We start from the raw sequence: 21,508 nt of genomic DNA, 5'->3' as shown, positions 1-21,508 counted from the left end.
ATCCTTTATGCGTAAGCTTTAGGCAAGCACATTTTTTTGCATAAAGCATACAGCTTATAGCCTAAAGCAACCTTACCATAAACAAATTTAAAATGCTCAACGTCGCCCTTATTGGTTTTGGTTTGTCAGGCAGATACCTCCAAGCCCCATTTTATGAAGCCAACCCCAACTTCAATCTAAAAACGATTGTTTCAAATAGCCAGAATCCTAAAGCGTACTTTCCAGCGGTTGAAGTAATGAAAAGTTTGGAAGAAGTATTAGCCGACGATTCTATCGACTTGGTAAGTATTTGTTCGCCAAATGATACGCATTACGATTTTGCCAAAAAATGTTTATTGGCAAACAAACACGTTTTAGTAGAAAAACCATTTACGGCAACTGTAAGCCAAGCGGAGGAATTAATTCAATTAGCTAAAACGCAAGGGAAAGTAATATCCATTTTTCAAAATCGCCGTTTTGATAGCGATTTTATGACCGTACAAAAAATCATCAATGAAGGTTTTATTGGCGAAGTACTCTCTTGTGAAATACTTTTCAACCGCTACAAACCTGTATTGAATGCAAAAAAATGGAAAGAAGTAATGACTCCAGCCAATGGCATTTTGTATGATTTGGGAGCTCACATTATCGACCAGTCGATTGTACTTTTTGGTATTCCGCAAAGTGTTTGGGGGGAAACTTTTACCCAAAGAGAAGGCTCAGAAATTGATGATGCTTTTGATATAAGACTGGATTATGGAAAATTAAAAGTGACGCTAAAGTCCAGTTTAATGGTGCGAGAAGAAGGGCCAAGATATATTTTACACGGTACAAAAGGCTCGTTTGTAAAGTATGGCATTGATGTACAAGAAGACCATTTGAAAGCAGGAATTTTGCCCAACATGGAGGGTTTTGGCATTGAACCTGCCAGTAATCAAGGAATTTTAAACAGCGATGTAAATGGTTTACATTTCAGAGGAACGATAGAGACGCTAAAAGGAGATTGGGGAATACTTTTCCAAAATCTCTACGAAGCCATTACTGGTAAAGCTGAACTTTTGGTAAAACCAGAAGAAGTATTGGAACAAATAAAAATCATGGAACAAGTAAAGCAGCGATAGGTTTTGATAGATTTTCGGTTTTAGTAAGTACAAAAGCAGATCAAACAGATGTCTCATATTGTAAAAAATCCTCACTCACAATTCAGCACTCTTACTTAACATTCTCTTTTTTCAGATTTATATATCAAAAAAGGTCAGGTGTAAAATCCTGACCTTTTTTGATAATTGATATTTATTCTATTGGAATAATGAGTCGCTCGCCTCTTTCTGTAATATCTTTTGTTTTTTTGTTAGCTTCCATAATGGCTTGTTTACTTACGCCATACTTCTGTGCTACTACTCTCAAAATATCTCCCGGCCCAACAGTATGAATAGCTTTTACTTTAACCTTTAATTTTGTAATTCCTACCTTTATTCCTTCTGGTTCAACATCAGGATTTAGTTTTTGAAGAGCCGATTTTCCTAAACGATAACGATTAGCAATGCCATAAAAAGTTTCACCAGCTTGTACAGTATGAATATAAGTTTCGCCTTTGGTCGTAATTACTTCTACTTTTTTCTCAGGTTCTTTCTTTTTTTCTTCTACTTTTTTGGTTTCTTTTTCTTTTTTGCTTTCGGTTACATCTTCGTTTTCAGCCTTAGCGGCGTTTTTTTCTTCATTTTCATCCGACGTTGTTTCTGTGGATGGAGCAGCAACAACATCTTCGTCATTCTGTCCTTTTATCGCAACGGCATCTGGTGGAGTACTTAGTACAATGTCTGTTTTTTCAACGTCATTACTCATCGACTGCCAACCAACATAAAGTAAAGCAATCACCATAGCGATTAACACCATCAGCGTAATCATCGGGACGTTTGAATTTTCTTCTACGGGTTTTGGGTTACGATAGTCTTCCATAATTTTGTAATATTTGGTGAGGATTATTCAATCAAGAAATTTAAAGTTATGTTCTACAAATGCGGAGTTATAATTGCTAATATATATTTTAAATGTTTGCTTTTCAATAATTTATACTAAAAATATTAAAAATAAAATCGCTATGATTAAATTAAATGATTAAGCATAGCGATTTTCAAGAGTACTTTTAAGCCTATTTTTTTAAAGTGTTTTGTGCAAATCGCTCACCATTTCTGCCACTTTATCACTAAGCTCAGTTTTATAAACTTCTAATTTTTCTGCTACTTCTTTGTTTTCAATACCAATCATTTGAACCGCCAAAATGCCCGCATTTTTTGCTCCGTTCAAGGCAACAGTGGCTACTGGCACACCCGAAGGCATTTGTAAAATTGACAGTACAGAATCCCAACCGTCAATAGAGTTAGACGATTTTACAGGCACACCAATAACAGGCAATGTCGTTACCGAAGCAACCATTCCCGGCAAATGAGCCGCCCCGCCAGCACCTGCTATAATTACTTTAATCCCTTTCTCACGAGCAGTTGTGGCGTACTCAATCATTTTCAAAGGTGTTCTATGAGCCGAAACGATGTCAATCTCATAAGCTACTCCAAATTGTTTACAAACTTCGGCAGCTTCTTGCATGACTTTCAAGTCTGAAATACTGCCCATAATGATTCCTACCATTGTAATGGGTTAATTTAATTTTAATAAAATATTCAATTTAGCTTTTCTAAAAGAATGCTATTGAAAGTATGCCGAATAGGATGACTTGAAATTTCATTGTGAAAAGCCACAAAAACTTAGCCAAAAATCAAGAAAATCCATTTTTTAGGAATACTTTACCCTTATTCAATCACAAAAAACTTATGAAATTACTTTCAAAGTCTCTTTTACAGCTTGTACTTTCGCTTTGAGAGAGGTTAAATCTTCATCCACAACCGTAACGTGACCCATTTTACGGAATGGTTTTGTGATTTTCTTTCCATATAAAAATGGAAATACTCCCGAAATTGCCAAAGCTTCTGGCATTCCTACGTACTTGGCTTCGCCAGAGTAACCATCTTCGCCCAATAAATTTACCATTGCGGCTTTAGAATGTGCGGTAGTATCGCCCAAAGGCAAGCCTAAAACTGCTCGCAAATGTTGTTCAAATTGTGAAGTATGATTGGCTCTAATTGTGTGATGTCCGCTATTGTGCGTGCGTGGAGCTACTTCGTTGATTAAGATTTTCCCGTCTTTCGTCAAGAACATTTCTACTGCCAACAAACCTACAATTCCCAATTTTTCAGCCGTTTCAATCGCAATTTTCTTCGCTTCTTCGTGTATTTTTTCACTTACTTCGGCAGGGGCAAATAAGTACTCCACTAAATTATGCACAGGATGGAAAACGCATTCAACCGTTGGGAAAGTTTTCACTTCTCCTTGTTCGTTTCTGGCTACTATTACTGCAATTTCTTTGTCGAAATCAATTGCTTTTTCTAATAAGCTTGGAGCAGTGAACGCCAAAGGCAAATCTGCTGCCGAACTGAGTTTTTGTACGCCTCTTCCGTCATAGCCACCTTTACCCAATTTGTTGAAAGCAGGTAAAAAATCAAGGTTTTGGGCAATATCTTCAACGGTGTCAGTCAAAATAAAATCAGAAGTAGGCAAATTATTATCTGCATAAAACTGTTTCTGAACACGCTTATCTTGAATAATTTCTAATACTTCTGGTTGTGGGAAAACTTTTTTTCCTTCTGAACGAAGTTTTTTTAAAGCCTCCAAATTTACGTTTTCAATTTCAATCGTAATTACCTCGCAGTCTTGTCCGAATTGATACACTGTATCAAAATCCAGAAACGAACCTACTACAAATTCTGGGGCAATTTTAGCACAAGGAGCATCAGGGTCTGGGTCGAGGGCTTTTACGTGTATATCTAAATCAATGGCGGCTTGGAGGAGCATTCTTCCTAACTGACCACCACCTAATAAACCTAATTTGAAGTCTTTTGAAAACATTTGATATTGGAAGTAAATGATTGGGGCTTTAAGATTTTGAGATTTAGGACTTTCAAGAAAAATTCGTCAATGTTCTTTATCCCACAGATTTTCACCTATTTTAAATTTACAACAAAATTACGCTGAAATCTGTAAACCTTAGTAAATTTGTGTATTGATAAATAATAAAAGGACATATTTAGGGAAATACATTCATGAAAAATTCAATAAATCTTCGTTTTGGCTTGTTAGTAGGGATTGTTTTATTGGCGGCAGGAAGCCGTTTCTTAGCAGTTTTATCACCTTCAATGTCCAATTTTTCTCCAGTAGGCACAATGGCTTTGTTTGGCGGAGCGTATTTTACTAAAAAATACTGGGCTTTTGCTGTGCCTATGCTTGCTCTTTGGTTATCTAATTTAGTGTTGAATAATGTTTTTTATAAACAATGGTATCCAACTTTTTCATTTGGTTTTGAAACAGCCGTGTTCATCAGCTTTGCTTTAGTAGTAGCAGTAGGAATTGTTTTCTTGAAAAAAGTGAATCTTACAAATTTACTTTTGGCAAATTTGTTGGGAACATTGGTATTTTTCATCGTATCAAACTTTTTTGTGTGGACAGGCGGAACGATGTATCCACAAACTACTGAAGGATTAGTTTCTTGCTATACAATGGCTTTACCATTTTTGAAAAACACTTTAGTAAGTAATTTACTTTTCTCAGCTATTATGTTCGGGGCATTTGAATATGCAACCGCCAACAACAAGGCTTTACAATTACAGTAATCGCACAAATTTTTAGGAAAAATAGTGTAGGCAAACCTGCACTATTTTTTTATTTCAAGTTCAAAAAGGAGTTTAGCACACCGTTAGTTTACCTAAAAATTCGGTACAAATAATATTTGGTTTTGTTTTCTTTTTGTTCAGAGCCTTGTTAGATTTGCAAAGCAACCTTTATATCAATCTAATCTGATGTATCGAAGCATCAAGTTGGGTCATCGAGGCTAATAATTAATACTTCTACTAAGCATTTTGGCGATGAAGTATTTCGTTTTTTTCTCCTCTTCAATTCACTATGACAGAAATACCTGCTTTTAAAAAAGGTTTACCCACACAAATTGCTGTATTGGGCGGTGGTAGTTGGGCAACGGCTATTATAAAGATTTTAACAGAAAACAATGTTAAAATAAAGTGGTGGCTTCGCCGAAAATCGGACGTTGATTTTATTAAAAAGTATAATCATAATCCAAGTTATTTGACCGACGCACTGCTAAATCCAAGAAAAGTAAAGGCTTATTACAAAATGTATGATGCACTTTATGGGGTCGATTATGTGATTTTGGCAGTACCTGCCGCATTTATTCCTGATGCACTCAAGAACCTTACCCGCAATCATTTTGCAGGGAAAAAGGTGGTTTCTGCCATTAAAGGGATGATTCCAGACGAAAATATGCTGGTGACAGACTGGATGGAAAAAGTATTTGGCGTACCTCTTACGCAAATGTGCGTAATTGCTGGCCCTTGCCATGCCGAAGAAGTAGCTTTAGAAAAACAATCTTACCTGACGATTGGCTCACCCAACATTCATTTAGCACAAGAGTTTTCAAATTTGTTGAGTTGTAGGTACATACAAGCCAACCCGATTGCGGATTTGTACGGCGTAGAATACTGTGCTGTAATAAAAAACGTCGTAGCAATGGCTTGTGGTATTACACATGGCTTAGGTTTCGGCGACAACTTTCAGGCAGTAATGGTTTCTAATGCCATGCAGGAAATTAAACGCTTTTTAGATTTTGCTTATCCACAAGTTTCAAGAGATTTGAATAATTCGGGATACTTGGGCGACTTGTTGGTGACAGCTTATTCTCAGTTTTCAAGAAATCGTACTTTTGGAAACATGATTGGGCGTGGTTACTCTGTAAAATCTGCCCAAATAGAAATGAATATGATTGCCGAAGGCTATTATGCTGTGAAAAGTATTTATCAAATCAATCAAAAATATGGCGTAGAAATGCCAATTATTGATGCGGTATATAAAATTCTCTACGAAAGAGCCGTCCCAATTGCTGAAATTAATATTCTAAAAACGCATTTGAAGTAGATTTTGCAATTTGAAGATATGGTAATTTGAAAATTTGAAGATATTGCTAAGTATAACATTGCTTATTTGAAAATGAGTTGATTATTTTCAAATAAGCAATGTTATTTATACACTTTTCAAAATTTACTTAGATTCAAATCGGAAAACTCTCTAAGTACAACATTTTTAAATTTTCAAATCATCAAATTTTCAAATTTGAAAGCAAAACCTTCAAATTATAAATACCCCTTAATCTTATCTGCCGTAGCCTTCAACTCTTCTTGCGAAGGTTTTAATTTTTCACGGGTAAAATTAATATCGTTCATCGTATTCAGCGGAATTAAATGCACGTGAGCGTGTGGTACTTCTAAGCCAATTACCGACACACCGATTCTTTTACAAGGAACAGCTTGCTGTAAAGCTGGAGCAATTTTTTTGGCAAAAAGCATTAAACCTGCAAGTAAATCGTCGTCTAAATCAAAAATATAATCAATTTCTTTTTTCGGAATAACCAAAGTATGTCCTTCGGCAAGCGGCATGATGTCTAAGAAAGCAAGAAAGTTTTCATCTTCTGCAATTTTGTGACAAGGGATTTCTCCATTAATAATTCTTGTGAATATAGTTGGCATGAGAAAGTTTGTTTAAGCTGTTTAGCTTTTAGCTGTGAGCTATGAGCTAAAAGCTGTAAGTTTAATTAATTGTGATTTCATTTATAAGTAACCATCTAATACAAAAAGCTCAAAGCTCATGGCTCACAGCTAAAAGCTAACAGCTACTTCAACCATTCAGCATACATAATATAATTATTGGCTGTTCGCATAAATACTTCGGCAGCTTCTGGCGATACATTTTTCAGAAATTTTGCTGGATTTCCTGCATAAATTGAACCCGAAGGTACACGAGTATTCTGAGTAACGATTGCTCCTGCGGCAATAATTGAACCTGTTTCTATCACTGCACCATCCATTACGATTGCCCCCATTCCAATCAAAACTTTGTCTTCAATAGTACAGCCATGAACGATAGCATTATGGGCAATTGATACATAATTACCGATGGTCGTTTTAGTTTTTTGATAAGTACAATGAATAACGGCACCATCTTGAATATTAGAATTGTCGCCAATTACTACCGAATTTACATCGCCTCTGACTACTGCATTAAACCAAATTGTACAGTTTTTACCCAGTTTTACATCGCCAACAAGGGTAGCATTTTCCGCAATCCAACAATTTTCACCAACACTTGGCGAGATTCCTTTCACTGGTTTTATTAAAGGCATTTTGATAAAAATGATTAAAAAATGAATATTTCTCCGAGCAACAAATATACAAAATGAAGCAAAGAAGCTACTCCTAAAAACGGGGAAAAGAGCTTTTATTTTGCTTAAAAAGAGATAGTTTTTCTAAAAAATATTTTCCGAAATTATTTGTGCTAATCTATTGATAATCAAATAAAAATCTGTAATTTTGCAAGCTAATTGAAACAATATCAAATCTCAATTAGTTTTTTAAGGTAATTATTTCCGAAACACATCCTTTTTTCGTAGGAAGAATGCAAAGGGGAATAATTTACTCACTTCTACGAGGCTTCATTTTTGCACTTACGCTAACTTGCTGTAAGTCATAGATTTAAAGAATTTTTTAGGTATGATTTTGACTGTAATTGAAAAAGAATTTCAATGTACAAAGCCCAATTATCGGTGCTTATTTAGCACTCAGATAGCTGTGCTTTAATTTTTTTAATTACGGTACAAAAAATACAGATTGTAAACTTCAAAACAGTAACAGCCTTGACACAGATGACAAAAACGGGCAGAATTTCTTTTGCCAAAGTCAAAAACTTACTTGAGTACCCAGATTTCTTGGATATTCAGGTTAAGTCGTTTCAGGATTTCTTCCAGTTGGAAACCGCAGCGGAGAATCGTACTGACGAAGGTCTTTTCAAAGTATTTGCTGAGAACTTCCCAATTGCCGATTCTCGTGAAAACTTTGTCCTTCACTTTATTGATTACTCAGTAGATCCACCGAAATACTCTGTTGATGAGTGTATCGACCGTGGTCTTACGTATTCAGTACCTTTGAAAGCAAAGTTACGCCTTATCTGTAATGATACAGACAACGAAGATTTCGAAACTATCGAACAGGAAGTGTTCTTAGGAAATATTCCTTACATGACTGAGCGTGGTTCTTTCGTAATTAATGGTGCTGAACGTGTAATCGTTTCTCAATTACACCGTTCACCAGGTGTGTTCTTCTCGCAGAGCCGCCACACTAATGGTACGAAATTATATTCAGCTCGTATCATTCCATTCAAAGGTTCTTGGATTGAATTTGCTACTGACGTAAACAACGTAATGTATGCTTATATCGACCGTAAGAAGAAGTTCCCAGTAACGACTCTTTTACGTGCGATTGGTTATGGTTCGGATAAAGACATTTTAGATTTATTCGGTCTTTCAGAAGAAATTAAAGTTGACCGTGCTAATTTGAATAAAGCTGTTGGTCGCCGTTTGGCTGCAAGGGTTTTAAGAACTTGGCAAGAAGACTTCGTAGATGAAGATACAGGTGAAGTAGTTTCTATCGACCGTAACGAAGTATTATTAGAGCGTGATTCTACTATTACTTCTGACGACATCGATACTATCATTGATGCTGATTTAGACACTATCATTCTTCATAAAGAAGATATGAACGTGAATGATTACAACATCATTTATAATACTTTACAGAAAGATTCATCGAACTCAGAAAAAGAAGCGGTTGAGCAAATTTACCGTCAGTTGCGTAATACAGAAGCACCTGATGAGCAGACTGCTCGTGATATTATCCAAAACTTGTTCTTCTCTGACAAACGTTATGATTTAGGTGAAGTAGGTCGTTATAGAATTAACAAGAAATTGGGACATGATATTCCGATGGAAACAAAAGTATTAACGAAAGCAGATATTATCTCTATCGTGAAATACTTAATCGGATTGATTAACTCAAAAGCACTAATTGATGATATTGACCACTTGTCTAACCGTCGTGTTCGTACAGTAGGTGAGCAATTATATGCACAATTTGGTGTTGGTTTGGCTCGTATGGCTCGTACAATCAAAGAACGTATGAACGTTCGTGATAACGAAGACTTCAAACCAGTTGATTTGATTAATGCTCGTACACTTTCGTCGGTAATCAACTCATTCTTTGGTACAAACCAGCTTTCACAATTCATGGACCAAACCAACCCATTGGCAGAGATTACGCACAAGCGTCGTCTTTCAGCTCTTGGACCAGGTGGTTTATCTCGTGAACGTGCAGGTTTTGAGGTTCGTGACGTTCACTATACGCACTACGGTCGTTTGTGTACTATCGAAACGCCAGAAGGACCAAACATCGGTTTGATTTCATCACTTTGTGTGCATGCAAAAATCAACTCGATGGGCTTCATCGAAACGCCTTATCGTACTATCGAAGACGGTGTAGTGCAAGTAGATAAAATTACTTTCTTTACTGCTGAAGAAGAAGACGGCAAAAACATTGTACAGGCAAATGCTCAGTACGACGAAAATGGTGTTTTCTTTTCAAACAGAGTAAAAGCACGTTTTGAAGGTGACTTCCCATTAGTTGACCCTAAGGAAGCTCAATTAATGGATATTGCACCAAACCAAATTGTATCGGTAGCGGCTTCATTGATTCCATTCTTAGAGCATGATGATGCTAACCGTGCCTTGATGGGTTCAAACATGCAACGTCAGGCTGTGCCTTTGTTGCGTCCTGAAAACCCAATTGTAGGTACTGGTCTTGAAGCAAGCGTTGCTTTAGATTCACGTACTTTGGTAGTTGCTGAAGCAGATGGTGTAATTGAATATGTTGACAGTATCAAAATCGTAGTAAAATACGATATGACACCAGAAGAGTACTTAGTAAGTTTTGACGGAGATACTAAAGAGTATAAACTCATCAAGTTCCGTAGAACTAACCAAGATACTACTATCAACTTAAAGCCAATCGTTCGTAAAGGACAGCGAGTTACGAAAGGACAAGCACTTTGTGAAGGATACGCTACTCAGCAAGGAGAATTAGCCTTAGGTCGTAACATGAAAGTGGCCTTCATGCCATGGCAAGGTTACAACTTCGAGGATGCGATTGTAATTTCTGAGAAAGTTGTTCGTGATGATATCTTTACTTCTATTCACATTGAAGAATTTGAGTTAGAAGTACGTGATACAAAACGTGGTGAAGAAGAATTAACGGCTGAAATCCCGAACGTAGCAGAAGAAACTGTGAAAAACTTGGATGAAAACGGTGTAATTCGTGTAGGTTCTGAAGTAAAAGAAGGAGACATCTTGATTGGTAAAATCACACCAAAAGGAGAATCTGACCCTACTCCAGAAGAAAAATTATTACGTGCTATCTTCGGTGATAAAGCAGGTGATGTGAAAGATGCTTCTAAAAAAGCACCTCCATCATTGAAAGGTGTAGTAATTGATACTAAACTTTTCAGCCGTCCTAAGAAAGATAAAGACGAACGTGAGAAAGCGAAAAAAGAAATTGCTTCTTTATCGAAACAATTATCTAAAGATTTGACGGCCATCCGTGCTACGATGATTAGAAAGATGATTGAATTGTTAGAAGGTAAAATTTCTGCTGGTATCAAACATAAATTCGGAACGGTAATTGTCGAAGCTGGCACTAAGTTTACAGGTCGTATTATCGAAGAAGCTTTATTCCCAGCGAAAAACTTGTACCGTGATGATAGTTCATACAGCGTTCCAGAAGAAGCTAACTTATTAGCTGACTTAATTCTTGAAAACGCTACTGAAGAATCAGAAACAAATCTTCTTTTATTACAAATGGTGAAAAACTATAACGTTCGTCGTAACGAAGTAGTAGGTCGCTACAAACGTGAGAAGTTTGTTCTTGAAGTAGGTGATGAATTACCAGCAGGTATCGTGAAATTAGCGAAAGTATATATCGCTAAAAAACGTAAGTTGAAAGTAGGTGATAAAATGGCGGGTCGTCACGGTAACAAAGGGGTTGTAGCCCGTATCGTTCGTGATGAAGATATGCCATTCTTAGAAGACGGAACCCCAGTTGAAATCGTGTTGAACCCACTGGGTGTACCTTCACGTATGAACATCGGTCAGATTTACGAAACCGTATTAGCATGGGCAGGTGAAAAACTTGGTCGTAAATACGCTTCACCAATCTTCGACGGTGGTACTGAGGCAGAAGTTGCTAAAGAATTAGAAGAAGCAGGCTTACCAGCATGGGGACGTACTTACTTATACAATGGTTTAACAGGTGAAATGTTCGACCAACCAGTAACAGTAGGTATTATCTATATGTTGAAATTAGGTCACTTGGTTGATGATAAAATGCACGCTCGTTCAATCGGACCATACTCATTAATTACACAACAACCATTGGGTGGTAAAGCTCAATTCGGTGGTCAGCGTTTTGGTGAGATGGAGGTTTGGGCATTAGAAGCCTTCGGTGCTGCTAACATCTTACAAGAAATTTTAACAGTAAAATCTGATGACGTGATTGGTAGAGCGAAAGCCTACGAAGCTATCGTTAAAGGAGAAAGTATGCCAAAACCAGGTATTCCAGAATCATTCAACGTATTGATTCACGAATTAAGAGGTTTAGCATTAGAAATCACTTTAGAGTAATCTATAAAAATCGGCACACGGTCATCGTGTGCCGATTTCAAAGATAAATGTAAAGGCAAATTGTTTATTTATGACTCAATATTCAAAAAAGACTTCCGTATGGGCTGCTTGGATGTGGATGTTTTTAATGCTTTTGCCATCATTTCAAAATGTACAAGAGTACACCAAAGGACTCGACCCCTCGTGGTGTATTGCACTAAAGGTAGCAATTGAAGATAAATTACTTTTTGGTCAGGATTTTCTGTTTACTTACGGCCCACTGGGTTTTTTGAATACAGGTTATGCCCCAAAAGGTTTTGCTTATCAGCTTGTTGCATTCTTAGTTCATTTATTAATACAAGTCGGTTTTGTTGTATTAATTATTGAAATCGTAAAAAAGTCAGCCTCAAAAGTGATGGCTCTATTTTTTGCGGGACTGTGTTTTTTTCCTTACCGTTTTGTAGGAGATTTATCCTTTTCCTTATTGATACTTCAAGTAGGATTTTTATTTCTCTTCTTACAAAACAAGAAAATTTACAGTTTAGGAATCGTTTCAATTATTACAATTATTGCCTTTTTTATCAAACTAAATTTGAGCCTCGCAATGCTCGTAATATGGTTTGGTTCTTTATCGTTCTTTGGTTTAAGGCGTTATTTATTAGCCAAAAGTGTCGTCACTTTAGCAAGTATAAGTATTCTTTTATTATTGCTTTTGGCATATATCTTACAAACCAATTTAGCTATTTACGTTTCGTCGGGAGTTAAATTGATTGATGGATACATTGATGCTCAGGCAGTAATGAATGATATTTATGGTATTAGACTCGTATTAGCTTTTGGAGTAGTACTTACAGTAATTCTATTTTTTTTATGGATAGCTTGGGACTATTTCTTGGCTCAGAAAAATAAAAATGCAAAAGCCAATCAGTTATATGTATTCTGTTTGGTAGCTCTTTCTTTATTTCTGAGTTATAAACAAAGCTTTTCGTCTTTGTCTTCTACCAATTTGTACGGTTTTCTTTTATTTTTCCCAGTAATCATTTCACTGATTTTACTGGTAGAAAATACTAAAAAAGTACAAGCAAAAGTAATTGTACTTGTATTATTAGGCTTTTTGTTCAGAAATGGACTTCATTGGTATTGGTCAGACGGTACTTTACAAGGTTATGCTTTTTCAGCCTTGCCAACTGCTAAAAAAGATTTAGACAATTGGCAAAACCGAAAATCAAATGTTGAAGGCATTCAGACTTTTATCGGTAGTTCATCATCCATCGGTTTTTTCACGAATGCGTTTAATGAACAAGAAGTTACTTATACAAAGCAAGACGCTCTTGTAAGACAATTTCCAGATGAAGTAAATGCTTATTTGAGAAAAGGAACAGTTGATATTTTGCCTTGGGAAATAGCTTATGTCATGGTGAATAAACTACCATATAATCCAAGACCCATTGTGCAGACTTATCAGGCTTATTCTGGTTATTTAGATAGTTTGAATGCTCAGAAATACAAATCTCAAACAGCACCAGATTATTTACTTTATCAAGAATTACCTTACCGAGAACAGTTTTTCTTCTTTTATGAAGGAGCGACGAAAAGAGCAATTTTAACAAGATTTGATGTTCAAAACTTGATAAAAGTAAAACAAGAAGAAGGCAATGTGGATACTTTGATGGTTTTGAAAAAATCAAACAGAGTAAAAAAAGAAGTCATAATTTCAAAAAGTAGTAAAACCATTGATACTTTTTCAAAGCTTGATTTGCCTCCAACACAAAATATATTACTTATAAAATGGCATTTGAAATACAGTATCTTAGGACAAGCTTCTAAAATACTTTTTCAGCCGCCTTATTTATTTGGTGTTTTTGAATATACTGATGGAAGTTCAGAAAAATTTAGGCTTGTGCCTAATGTACTAAACGGAGGAGTAATTGCTAATAAAAGAGTGAGAAATAATGCTGAAGCTTTTACTTTCTTTAGTACACAAGGACAGAAAAACGTAGGCATTCGTTCCATAAAATTAGTATCTCCTTATCCAAAAGGTTATGAAAAAGCAACCTCAATTGAATTGACAGAGATACAAATTCAGTAAAAATGAAAGCCTACAACCTCTTGCCTGTTTTGTTGGGATTTATTCCTTTGAGCTTATTTATGGGTTTTTACATTTATTTTAGTCAAAACCTTTTCATTTTAGATGATTACAACATGATTGGTACTCCATTTATCGAGAGTATAAAATCACCAAGTATATCAGGAAAATTGAAAGCGGTTTTTTCTCAACAAAATGAATATAGATTTCCATTATTGGCACTGATTAGTTTGATTCAGTATAAATTGTTTGGGCAACTAAACTTTACCTATTATATATTTCTTGGCAACTTGATTATATACAGTATTTGTTTTTTGCTCTTGTTTGTGTGGCGTAAAAAAGTGAAAATAAGTACGTTTTTACCAGTTTTATATTTGGTATTTCCACTGCATATTTTCATTATAATTACTTGGGCAAATGCCTCATGCCAATATTTATGTGCTTTAGGTTTTACGATTTTCACCATTTTTCTTTTATTGAATGAAGGTAAAATCAAATACTTAGCATTTTTAACGGCATTTTTAGCAGTATTTTCTTTTGGAAGTGGTTTGCTGGCTTTGCCTTTTGCCATTATTATTTTAGCCACAAAAGCCAATTACAAACTAATGGCAATTTGGGTTTTGTATGCAGTGGGTATTTATATGTTTTACTTCACTGGCTACATCAAAGGAGATGGCATTGTTACTTTTGCTCTACAATCTATCCAACACAGTGTTTTAAATATTCCGAAAGGATTTTTATGGATACATGGCGGATGGAGCGACCTTTTTATGAATGAAGATAACCCATTGAGATTGAAAGTAGTAGGTTTTTTCGGATTCATTACTTTTCTGTCGTCAGTGTATGTTATCTACCAAAGTTTTTGGAAACTAAAAGAATCTAAAGACTATTTACAAAATGCTTTTTTGTTCTTTGTTTTATTACTGTTAATGGTTGTAATCAGTATGGTTGCAATTGGAAGGGCTGGAATTAATCCAGAAATAAGTTCAATGGTTTCAAATCATCGTTATTACGGTTTTTTAGAGCTATCACTTATTTATTTATACTTTTCATCGAATTTAAACCAAAAAACACAAGGTTTTATTACTATCTGTGCAATGGTTTTATTCTTTTGTGGGTTTTATAAGTACTCAATTTACATGTCTGACAGAGCGAAAGTTGTCGCAGCGGATAGAGCAAATCATTACTTAAACCCCGTACTTGGAACGGATAATGCCTTTCAAAATTTCCAGAATTCAATAGATAAGGATTTGAGCCACTTAGGTGCTTACTCATTTCCAAGTACTGATTTACACCGTGAGTGGAAAGTGATTTCAGGTAAGCGTAATATTGAAGGCGATTTAAAAGTAAATCAAGTACTTGAGTTACAAAAAAATACCTTTATTACCATTACTGATGATAGCTTTGACCAACAGCCAATTAATTATTTAGGGTTAAATGGTATTTATTTTGTATTAAAATCTGATAATAAAACCTTTGTTTTCTCAACAAAGAATATGTTCAGAAACTTTAAATTTTGGCATTCATCCAGAAACAAAGTTTTTACCAATATTGAAAAAGAACTGTTGGGAAAAGGTACATACAAAGTTTATTTATGTTTATATCAAAATAATAGAATCCAGTATTTTACAACGAATAAGATAATTAAAGTTTAGGACTCGTTTAATAAATCAAATATGTCATTCAAAAAGAATAGAAAATTAAACAGTGAGTTCTCTAAGGTAACGATTTCATTAGCGTCACCTGAGTCGATTCTTGAAGGATCACACGGAGAAGTTACACAACCCGAAACAATCAACTATAGAACTTACAAACCAGAAATGGGAGGTTTGTTCTGTGAGCGTATTTTCGGCCCTACAAAAGACTGGGAATGTCATTGTGGGAAATACAAACGTATTCGTTACAAAGGAATTATCTGCGACCGTTGTGGTGTAGAAGTTACGGAGAAAAAAGTACGTCGTGAGCGTATGGGACACATCGAATTGGTTGTGCCTGTTGCACACATTTGGTACTTCCGTAGCTTACCTAACAAAATTGGTTACTTGTTAGGGCTTTCTACTAAAAAACTTGACCAAGTAATCTATTACGAAAGATACGTGGTTGTTCAAGCGGGTATCAAAGCTGAGGATGGTGTAAACAAAATGGACTTCTTAACAGAAGACGAATATTTGGACATCATCGACAAGTTGCCTCGTGAAAACCAATTATTACCAGACGAAGACCCTCAGAAATTCATTGCTAAAATGGGTGCAGAGGCTTTGGATATGTTGTTGAAGCGTACTGAATTAGATAATTTATCTTATGATTTACGTCACTCAGCAGCAAACGATACTTCTCAACAACGTAAGGCTGAAGCCTTAAAACGTTTGAAAGTAGTGGAAGCTTTCCGTGAGGCGGGTACTCGTATCGAGAACAAGCCAGAATGGATGATTATCAAAATGGTACCAGTAATTCCACCAGAATTGCGTCCGCTTGTACCTTTAGATGGTGGTCGTTTTGCGACTTCGGATTTGAACGACCTTTACCGTCGTGTAATTATCCGTAACAACCGTTTGAAACGTTTGATTGAAATCAAAGCTCCAGAAGTAATCTTACGTAACGAAAAGCGTATGTTGCAAGAGGCTGTCGATTCATTATTCGATAACTCACGTAAAATCAACGCTGTTCGTTCAGAAGGTAACCGTGCTCTGAAATCACTTTCAGATATGTTGAAAGGTAAGCAAGGACGTTTCCGTCAGAACTTATTAGGTAAGCGTGTCGATTACTCTGGTCGTTCGGTAATTGTGGTTGGGCCTGAATTGAAAATGCACGAATGTGGTTTGCCAAAAGATATGGCTGCCGAGCTTTTCAAACCATTTGTTATCAGAAAATTGATTGAAAGAGGTATCGTGAAAACGGTAAAATCTGCCAAGAAAATTGTTGATAGAAAAGACCCAGTAGTTTGGGATATTTTGGAAAACGTAATGAAAGGACATCCAGTTCTTCTAAACCGTGCCCCTACGCTTCACCGTTTGGGTATCCAAGCATTCCAACCTAAATTGATTGAAGGAAAAGCAATCCAATTGCACCCATTAACTTGTACGGCATTCAACGCCGACTTTGATGGTGACCAAATGGCGGTACACGTACCACTTGGACAAGAAGCAATTTTGGAAGCATCTTTATTGATGTTAGGTTCACACAATATCTTGAACCCAGCCAATGGTGCTCCTATTACTGTACCTTCACAAGACATGGTTCTTGGTTTGTATTACGTAACAAAAGGACGTAGAAATACACCAGAATATCCAGTTTTAGGAGAAGGTATGAAGTTCTATGGCTTCGAGGAGGTAGTAATCGGTATGAACGAAGGAAAAGTATCGAAACATGCAAATATCGAAGTAAAAGCGAAAGTACGTAAAGAAGATGGTTCATTGGTTGAAGAAATGGTGAAAACTGTTGCTGGCCGTGTATTATTCAACCTTTGCGTTCCTGAAGAAGTAGGATATATTAATGAATTGTTGACTAAAAAGAAATTGCAACAAATCATTGCTACGGTATTTAAAATCTCTGGAGTTGCTCGTACAGCGAAATTCTTAGATGATATTAAAGACTTAGGATACCAAATGGCATTCAGAGGAGGTCTTTCAATGGGTATCGGTGACATCATCGTTCCAGAAGAAAAAGCTGCTTTGGTTGCTCAAGCGAAAGAAAGAGTAGCAGAAGTAACTGACAACTATTTGATGGGTTTAATTACAGATAACGAACGTTACAATGCTGTAATTGACATCTGGACATCAGTAAACAAGAAAATTACTGATACTTTGATGAATCAAATGGAGAACGACAGACAAGGTTTCAATGCTATCTATATGATGATGCACTCTGGAGCTCGTGGTTCTCGTGAACAGATTCGTCAGTTAGGTGGTATGCGTGGTTTGATGGCGAAACCTCAGAAGAACTTACAAGGTTCGGTTGGTGAAATCATCGAAAACCCAATCCTTTCTAACTTTAAAGAAGGTCTTGACGTACTTGAGTACTTTATCTCTACGCACGGTGCTCGTAAAGGTTTGGCCGATACAGCCTTGAAAACTGCCGATGCGGGTTACTTAACTCGTCGTTTGCATGACGTTGCTCAAGATGTAATCGTAAATGAAGAAGATTGTGGTACTTTAAGAGGTATTCAAACTTCTGCATTGAAAGATAACGAAGAAATCATTGAACCTTTATCAGAACGTATCTTAGGTCGTGTATCTATCCATGATGTTTATGACCCAGTTACTGGTAAATTATTAATCAAAGCAGGTGAAGAAATCAGCGAAGAGGCAGCTCTTTCTGTTGATGATACTGCGATTGATTCAATCGAAATTCGTTCGGTATTAACTTGCGAAACTCGTTATGGAGTATGTGCTAAATGTTATGGACGTAACCTTTCAACAGGTAGAATGGTAAGTATCGGTGAAGCTGTGGGTGTAATTGCATCTCAGTCAATCGGTGAGCCAGGTACACAGCTTACGCTTCGTACATTCCACGTTGGGGGTACTGCTCAAAACGTAACATTGGATGCTGCTATCAAAGCTAAATTTGATGGTATCATTAAATTTGAAGAGATGCGTACAGTTTCTTCGGTTGACCCAGAAGGTAAGCCAGTTGAAATCGTAATGGGTCGTTCGGGTGAGGTTCAAATCTTAAATCCAAACAATCCTCAACAAGTATTTATCGCTAATAACGTACCTTATGGTGCTTATTTAAGAGTTAAAGACGGACAAACGATTACAAAAGGAGAAGAGATTTGTGCTTGGGATCCATACAACGCTGTAATCTTATCGGAAGTTGAAGGTACTATTCAATTCGATGCTATCGAAGAAAATGTTACTTACAAAGAAGAAGCCGATGAGCAAACAGGTTTGCGTGAGAAAGTAATTATCGAATCTAAAGATAAAACTAAAAACCCTGCTATCTTGGTTGTTGTGAAAGGTTCTGATGAACCAGTAGCTTACAACGTACCAGTAGCGGCACGTTTATCAGTTGAAAACAAAGCGAAAATTAAACCGGGACAAATCTTGGCGAAAATTCCTCGTGCTGCTGGTAAAACTCGTGACATTACGGGTGGTCTTCCACGTGTAACTGAATTATTTGAAGCTCGTAACCCTTCTAACCCAGCAGTAGTTTCTGAGATTGACGGTGTTATTACTTTAGGTGGTATCAAACGTGGTAACCGTGAAATTTATGTACGTGCAAAAGATGGTGGCGAACGTAAATACTTAGTACCATTATCTAAACATATCCTTGTTCAGAATAATGACTTTGTGCGTGCGGGTGTACCTCTTTCAGATGGTGCTATTACGCCTTCAGATATTTTGGCTATCAAAGGACCAACTGCTGTACAAGAGTACTTAGTAAATGAAATCCAAGACGTTTACCGTTTGCAAGGTGTGAAAATTAACGATAAGCACATCGAGGCTATCGTTCGTCAGATGATGCAAAAAGTAATCATCGTTGAGTCGGGAGATACAATGTTCTTGAACGGACAAAGTGTTGACAGATTCTTGTTCCGTGAGGAAAACGATAAAATCATGGATAAGAAAGTTGTTGTAGATGCTGGTGATTCTGAGAAAATGAAAGTGGGTATGATTGTTTCTGCTCGTGCTTTACGTGATGAAAACTCTTCATTGAAACGTCGTGATATGAAGATTGTTACTGTTCGTGATGCACAACCAGCGGTTTCTCAACCAAACTTACAAGGTATCACTCAAGCATCTTTAGGAACTGACTCATTCATTTCTGCGGCTTCTTTCCAAGAAACAACGAAAGTATTATCTGAAGCATCTATCCGTGCTAAAGCAGATACTTTAGATGGCTTGAAAGAAAACGTAATTGTTGGTCACTTAATCCCAGCAGGTACTGGTATCCGCAAGTATGCTGATTATGTAATTACTTCAAAAGAAGAATTACAACAAGTAGAAACAGCTAAAGAAGCTAAGGCCCAAGAAAAGGTTGGTGGCTATCGTAAAGCTCGTTGGATTGTTTAGTAATGAATATTCAACATATACAAAAAAAGCCCTTAGTTAATTCTGAGGGCTTTTTTTATTGGAATTTTAGAATAGTGGTTAGAAACAAGAGGCAAGAAGAAAGAGACAAGACGTTATGACTTTAGACTTTAGAGACAAGAGACAAGAAGCAAGACGTTAGTAAAATACTTTAGACTTTAGATTAAGGCAAAATAAAAAGGTCAGGTTTTAAAGCCTGACCTTATTTATAAAAAACTTTAAATCTTATACCAAACTTACGCCTGTCATAATTGCTGGTTTTTCGATACCCATCAAATCCAAAATAGTTGGAGCGATGTCTCCCAATTTACCATTTTTGATTGCTTTTTTGTCTTTGTCAATCAAAATACAAGGCACAAGATTTAAACTGTGTTGCGTATTTGGTGAACCATCGTCATTAATCATATAATCAGCATTTCCGTGGTCGGCCAATACAATTACAGAATAACCATGTTCAACACCTGTCGTTACAACTGCTTCTAATGATTTATCAACCGCTTCGCAAGCATCAACTACTGCTTGGAAATCGCCAGTATGCCCAACCATGTCTGGGTTAGCAAAGTTCAAACATACGAAATCTGCTTTTTCATCTGCTAAAGCAGGTACTAAGCTGTCACGTACTTCATAGACTGACATTTCTGGTTGTAAGTCATAAGTAGCCACTTTCGGAGAATTACAAAGAATGCGGCTTTCACCTGCAAACTCTTCGTTACGACCACCCGAAAAGAAGAAAGTAACGTGTGGATATTTCTCAGTTTCAGCAATTCTGATTTGTTTTTTACCTGCTTCAGATAATACTTCACCCAAAGTAGCAGGCAAGTTGCTATCATCAAAAATTACATTTACTCCTACAAAAGATTTGTTGTAATTTGTTAAAGTATAGTACTGAATATCCAATTTCTTCATACCATTTTCAGGGAAATCTTGTTGCGTTAAAGCCTTCGTGATTTCCTGTGGACGGTCTGTACGATAATTGAAACATAATACTACATCACCTTCTTCGATAGTAGCAACAGGTTTTCCGTTTTCAGTTACTAAAAGCGGTTCAATGAATTCGTCCGTTACTCCTGCTTCATAAGAAGCGGCAATTGAAGCCAATACATCTTCTGTTTCAGTTCCGATTCCTTTAACCATTACGTCGTAAGCCTTTTGAATACGCTCCCAACGATTGTCTCTGTCCATGGCAAAATAACGACCTGTTACACTCGCAATTTTACCCACAGAAGTAGTTAAAAAAGAAGATAAATCTTCGATATACCCTTTTCCAGATTTAGGGTCAGTATCACGTCCATCTGTAAAAGCATGGATATATACTTTATCTAAATCATTATCTTTCAATACATTACATAATGCTTTTACGTGATTGATGTGTGCGTGTACGCCACCGTCCGACACTAAACCAATCAAATGAAAAGGCTTGTTATTATCTTTAGCATACTTAATCGCTTTTACTAAAACAGGTTCATGGCGAAGCGTATCTTGTTCAATGGCATCATTTAAGCGAACCAAACTTTGTTTTACAGTACGACCAGCCCCTAAATTCATGTGACCAACCTCTGAGTTACCAAACTGACCTTCTGGCAAACCCACTTCTGGGCCGAAAGTCACTAAAGTACTATTTGGATTATTCGCCAAAATAGAATCATAAAATGGCGTTTTTGCTGCAATGATTGCCGAACGGTCTTCATAACCCTTCTGAGCTATTCCCCAACCGTCAAGGATGATTAAAATTACTTTTTTGTCCACGTGTATTGCTTG

General features: G+C 36.5%; 13 protein-coding genes. 7 read left to right on the top strand and 6 right to left on the bottom strand.

The features are described from left to right. The first annotated feature begins 92 nt into the window (after positions 1-92). On the top strand, positions 93-1,100 hold the full coding sequence (locus VB248_RS07250) for a Gfo/Idh/MocA family oxidoreductase (RefSeq protein WP_323296082.1): 1,008 nt from the start codon (positions 93-95) through the stop codon (positions 1,098-1,100). Between the two features lie 172 nt (positions 1,101-1,272). Here the strand turns inward: VB248_RS07250 and VB248_RS07245 are convergent, their stop codons facing one another. The 3 genes from VB248_RS07245 to VB248_RS07235 all read right to left on the bottom strand — a co-directional run bounded on the left by VB248_RS07245 (position 1,273) and on the right by VB248_RS07235 (position 3,939). Continuing rightward, positions 1,273-1,938, bottom strand: a complete 666-nt coding sequence (locus VB248_RS07245) for a LysM peptidoglycan-binding domain-containing protein (protein WP_323296081.1) — start codon at positions 1,936-1,938, stop codon at positions 1,273-1,275. A 201-nt stretch (positions 1,939-2,139) separates the two neighbouring features. Beyond that, positions 2,140-2,625 carry a 5-(carboxyamino)imidazole ribonucleotide mutase gene (gene purE / locus VB248_RS07240; RefSeq protein WP_323296080.1) on the bottom strand — a complete coding sequence of 162 codons (486 nt, stop codon included), beginning with the start codon at positions 2,623-2,625 and terminating at the stop codon, positions 2,140-2,142. A 180-nt stretch (positions 2,626-2,805) separates the two neighbouring features. After that, on the bottom strand, positions 2,806-3,939 hold the full coding sequence (locus VB248_RS07235) for a 5-(carboxyamino)imidazole ribonucleotide synthase (RefSeq protein WP_323296079.1): 1,134 nt from the start codon (positions 3,937-3,939) through the stop codon (positions 2,806-2,808). 194 nt (positions 3,940-4,133) lie between these two features. Between VB248_RS07235 and VB248_RS07230 the strand changes: the two genes are divergently transcribed. After that, positions 4,134-4,700: a DUF6580 family putative transport protein gene (locus tag VB248_RS07230; RefSeq protein WP_323296078.1), complete on the top strand. Its 567-nt coding sequence runs from the start codon at positions 4,134-4,136 to the stop codon at positions 4,698-4,700. Between the two features lie 289 nt (positions 4,701-4,989). Continuing rightward, complete coding sequence (locus tag VB248_RS07225; protein WP_323296077.1) at positions 4,990-6,015, top strand: NAD(P)H-dependent glycerol-3-phosphate dehydrogenase; 1,026 nt, start codon at positions 4,990-4,992, stop codon at positions 6,013-6,015. A gap of 215 nt (positions 6,016-6,230) precedes the next feature. On the opposite strand, the gene VB248_RS07220 is transcribed toward VB248_RS07225, so the two are convergent. Both VB248_RS07220 and VB248_RS07215 read right to left on the bottom strand, forming a co-directional pair. Further along, the gene (locus VB248_RS07220) at positions 6,231-6,623 is read right to left on the bottom strand and encodes an HIT family protein (protein ID WP_323296076.1); all 393 of its coding nucleotides are present in this window, start codon (positions 6,621-6,623) and stop codon (positions 6,231-6,233) included. 143 nt (positions 6,624-6,766) lie between these two features. After that, positions 6,767-7,276 carry a gamma carbonic anhydrase family protein gene (locus tag VB248_RS07215; RefSeq protein WP_323296075.1) on the bottom strand — a complete coding sequence of 170 codons (510 nt, stop codon included), beginning with the start codon at positions 7,274-7,276 and terminating at the stop codon, positions 6,767-6,769. Positions 7,277-7,795: 519 nt separating this feature from the next. Between VB248_RS07215 and rpoB the strand changes: the two genes are divergently transcribed. The 4 genes from rpoB (at position 7,796) to rpoC (ending at position 19,732) form a co-directional block, all read left to right on the top strand. Next, on the top strand, positions 7,796-11,656 hold the full coding sequence (gene rpoB, locus VB248_RS07210) for a DNA-directed RNA polymerase subunit beta (protein WP_323296135.1): 3,861 nt from the start codon (positions 7,796-7,798) through the stop codon (positions 11,654-11,656). A gap of 70 nt (positions 11,657-11,726) precedes the next feature. Next, positions 11,727-13,724, top strand: a complete 1,998-nt coding sequence (locus VB248_RS07205; protein ID WP_323296074.1) for a hypothetical protein — start codon at positions 11,727-11,729, stop codon at positions 13,722-13,724. Positions 13,725-13,726: 2 nt separating this feature from the next. Beyond that, positions 13,727-15,376, top strand: a complete 1,650-nt coding sequence (locus VB248_RS07200) for a hypothetical protein (protein WP_323296073.1) — start codon at positions 13,727-13,729, stop codon at positions 15,374-15,376. Between the two features lie 21 nt (positions 15,377-15,397). Continuing rightward, positions 15,398-19,732 (top strand): DNA-directed RNA polymerase subunit beta', encoded by a 4,335-nt coding sequence (rpoC, locus tag VB248_RS07195; protein WP_323296072.1) that lies wholly within the window; start codon positions 15,398-15,400, stop codon positions 19,730-19,732. Positions 19,733-19,975: 243 nt separating this feature from the next. On the opposite strand, the gene gpmI is transcribed toward rpoC, so the two are convergent. Beyond that, positions 19,976-21,496 carry a 2,3-bisphosphoglycerate-independent phosphoglycerate mutase gene (gene gpmI, locus VB248_RS07190; RefSeq protein WP_323296071.1) on the bottom strand — a complete coding sequence of 507 codons (1,521 nt, stop codon included), beginning with the start codon at positions 21,494-21,496 and terminating at the stop codon, positions 19,976-19,978. Between the last annotated feature and the right edge of the window lie 12 nt (positions 21,497-21,508).

It is taken from the genome of Arcicella rigui (genome assembly GCF_034929435.1).
GTDB lineage: Bacteria > Bacteroidota > Bacteroidia > Cytophagales > Spirosomataceae > Arcicella > Arcicella rigui.
Note: the sequence above shows the minus strand (reverse complement) of the source record. Positions and strands in the feature narration are given on the sequence as shown.

Excerpts from the sequence above, each read along its gene's own strand:
- VB248_RS07250 (WP_323296082.1), top strand. The coding sequence starts at position 93 with ATGCTCAACGTCGCCCTTATTGGTTTTGGTTTGTCAGGCAGATACCTC.
- VB248_RS07245 (WP_323296081.1), bottom strand. The coding sequence starts at position 1,938 with ATGGAAGACTATCGTAACCCAAAACCCGTAGAAGAAAATTCAAACGTC.
- purE (WP_323296080.1), bottom strand. The coding sequence starts at position 2,625 with ATGGTAGGAATCATTATGGGCAGTATTTCAGACTTGAAAGTCATGCAA.
- VB248_RS07235 (WP_323296079.1), bottom strand. The coding sequence starts at position 3,939 with ATGTTTTCAAAAGACTTCAAATTAGGTTTATTAGGTGGTGGTCAGTTA.
- VB248_RS07230 (WP_323296078.1), top strand. The coding sequence starts at position 4,134 with ATGAAAAATTCAATAAATCTTCGTTTTGGCTTGTTAGTAGGGATTGTT.
- VB248_RS07225 (WP_323296077.1), top strand. The coding sequence starts at position 4,990 with ATGACAGAAATACCTGCTTTTAAAAAAGGTTTACCCACACAAATTGCT.
- VB248_RS07220 (WP_323296076.1), bottom strand. The coding sequence starts at position 6,623 with ATGCCAACTATATTCACAAGAATTATTAATGGAGAAATCCCTTGTCAC.
- VB248_RS07215 (WP_323296075.1), bottom strand. The coding sequence starts at position 7,276 with ATGCCTTTAATAAAACCAGTGAAAGGAATCTCGCCAAGTGTTGGTGAA.
- rpoB (WP_323296135.1), top strand. The coding sequence starts at position 7,796 with ATGACAAAAACGGGCAGAATTTCTTTTGCCAAAGTCAAAAACTTACTT.
- VB248_RS07205 (WP_323296074.1), top strand. The coding sequence starts at position 11,727 with ATGACTCAATATTCAAAAAAGACTTCCGTATGGGCTGCTTGGATGTGG.
- VB248_RS07200 (WP_323296073.1), top strand. The coding sequence starts at position 13,727 with ATGAAAGCCTACAACCTCTTGCCTGTTTTGTTGGGATTTATTCCTTTG.
- rpoC (WP_323296072.1), top strand. The coding sequence starts at position 15,398 with ATGTCATTCAAAAAGAATAGAAAATTAAACAGTGAGTTCTCTAAGGTA.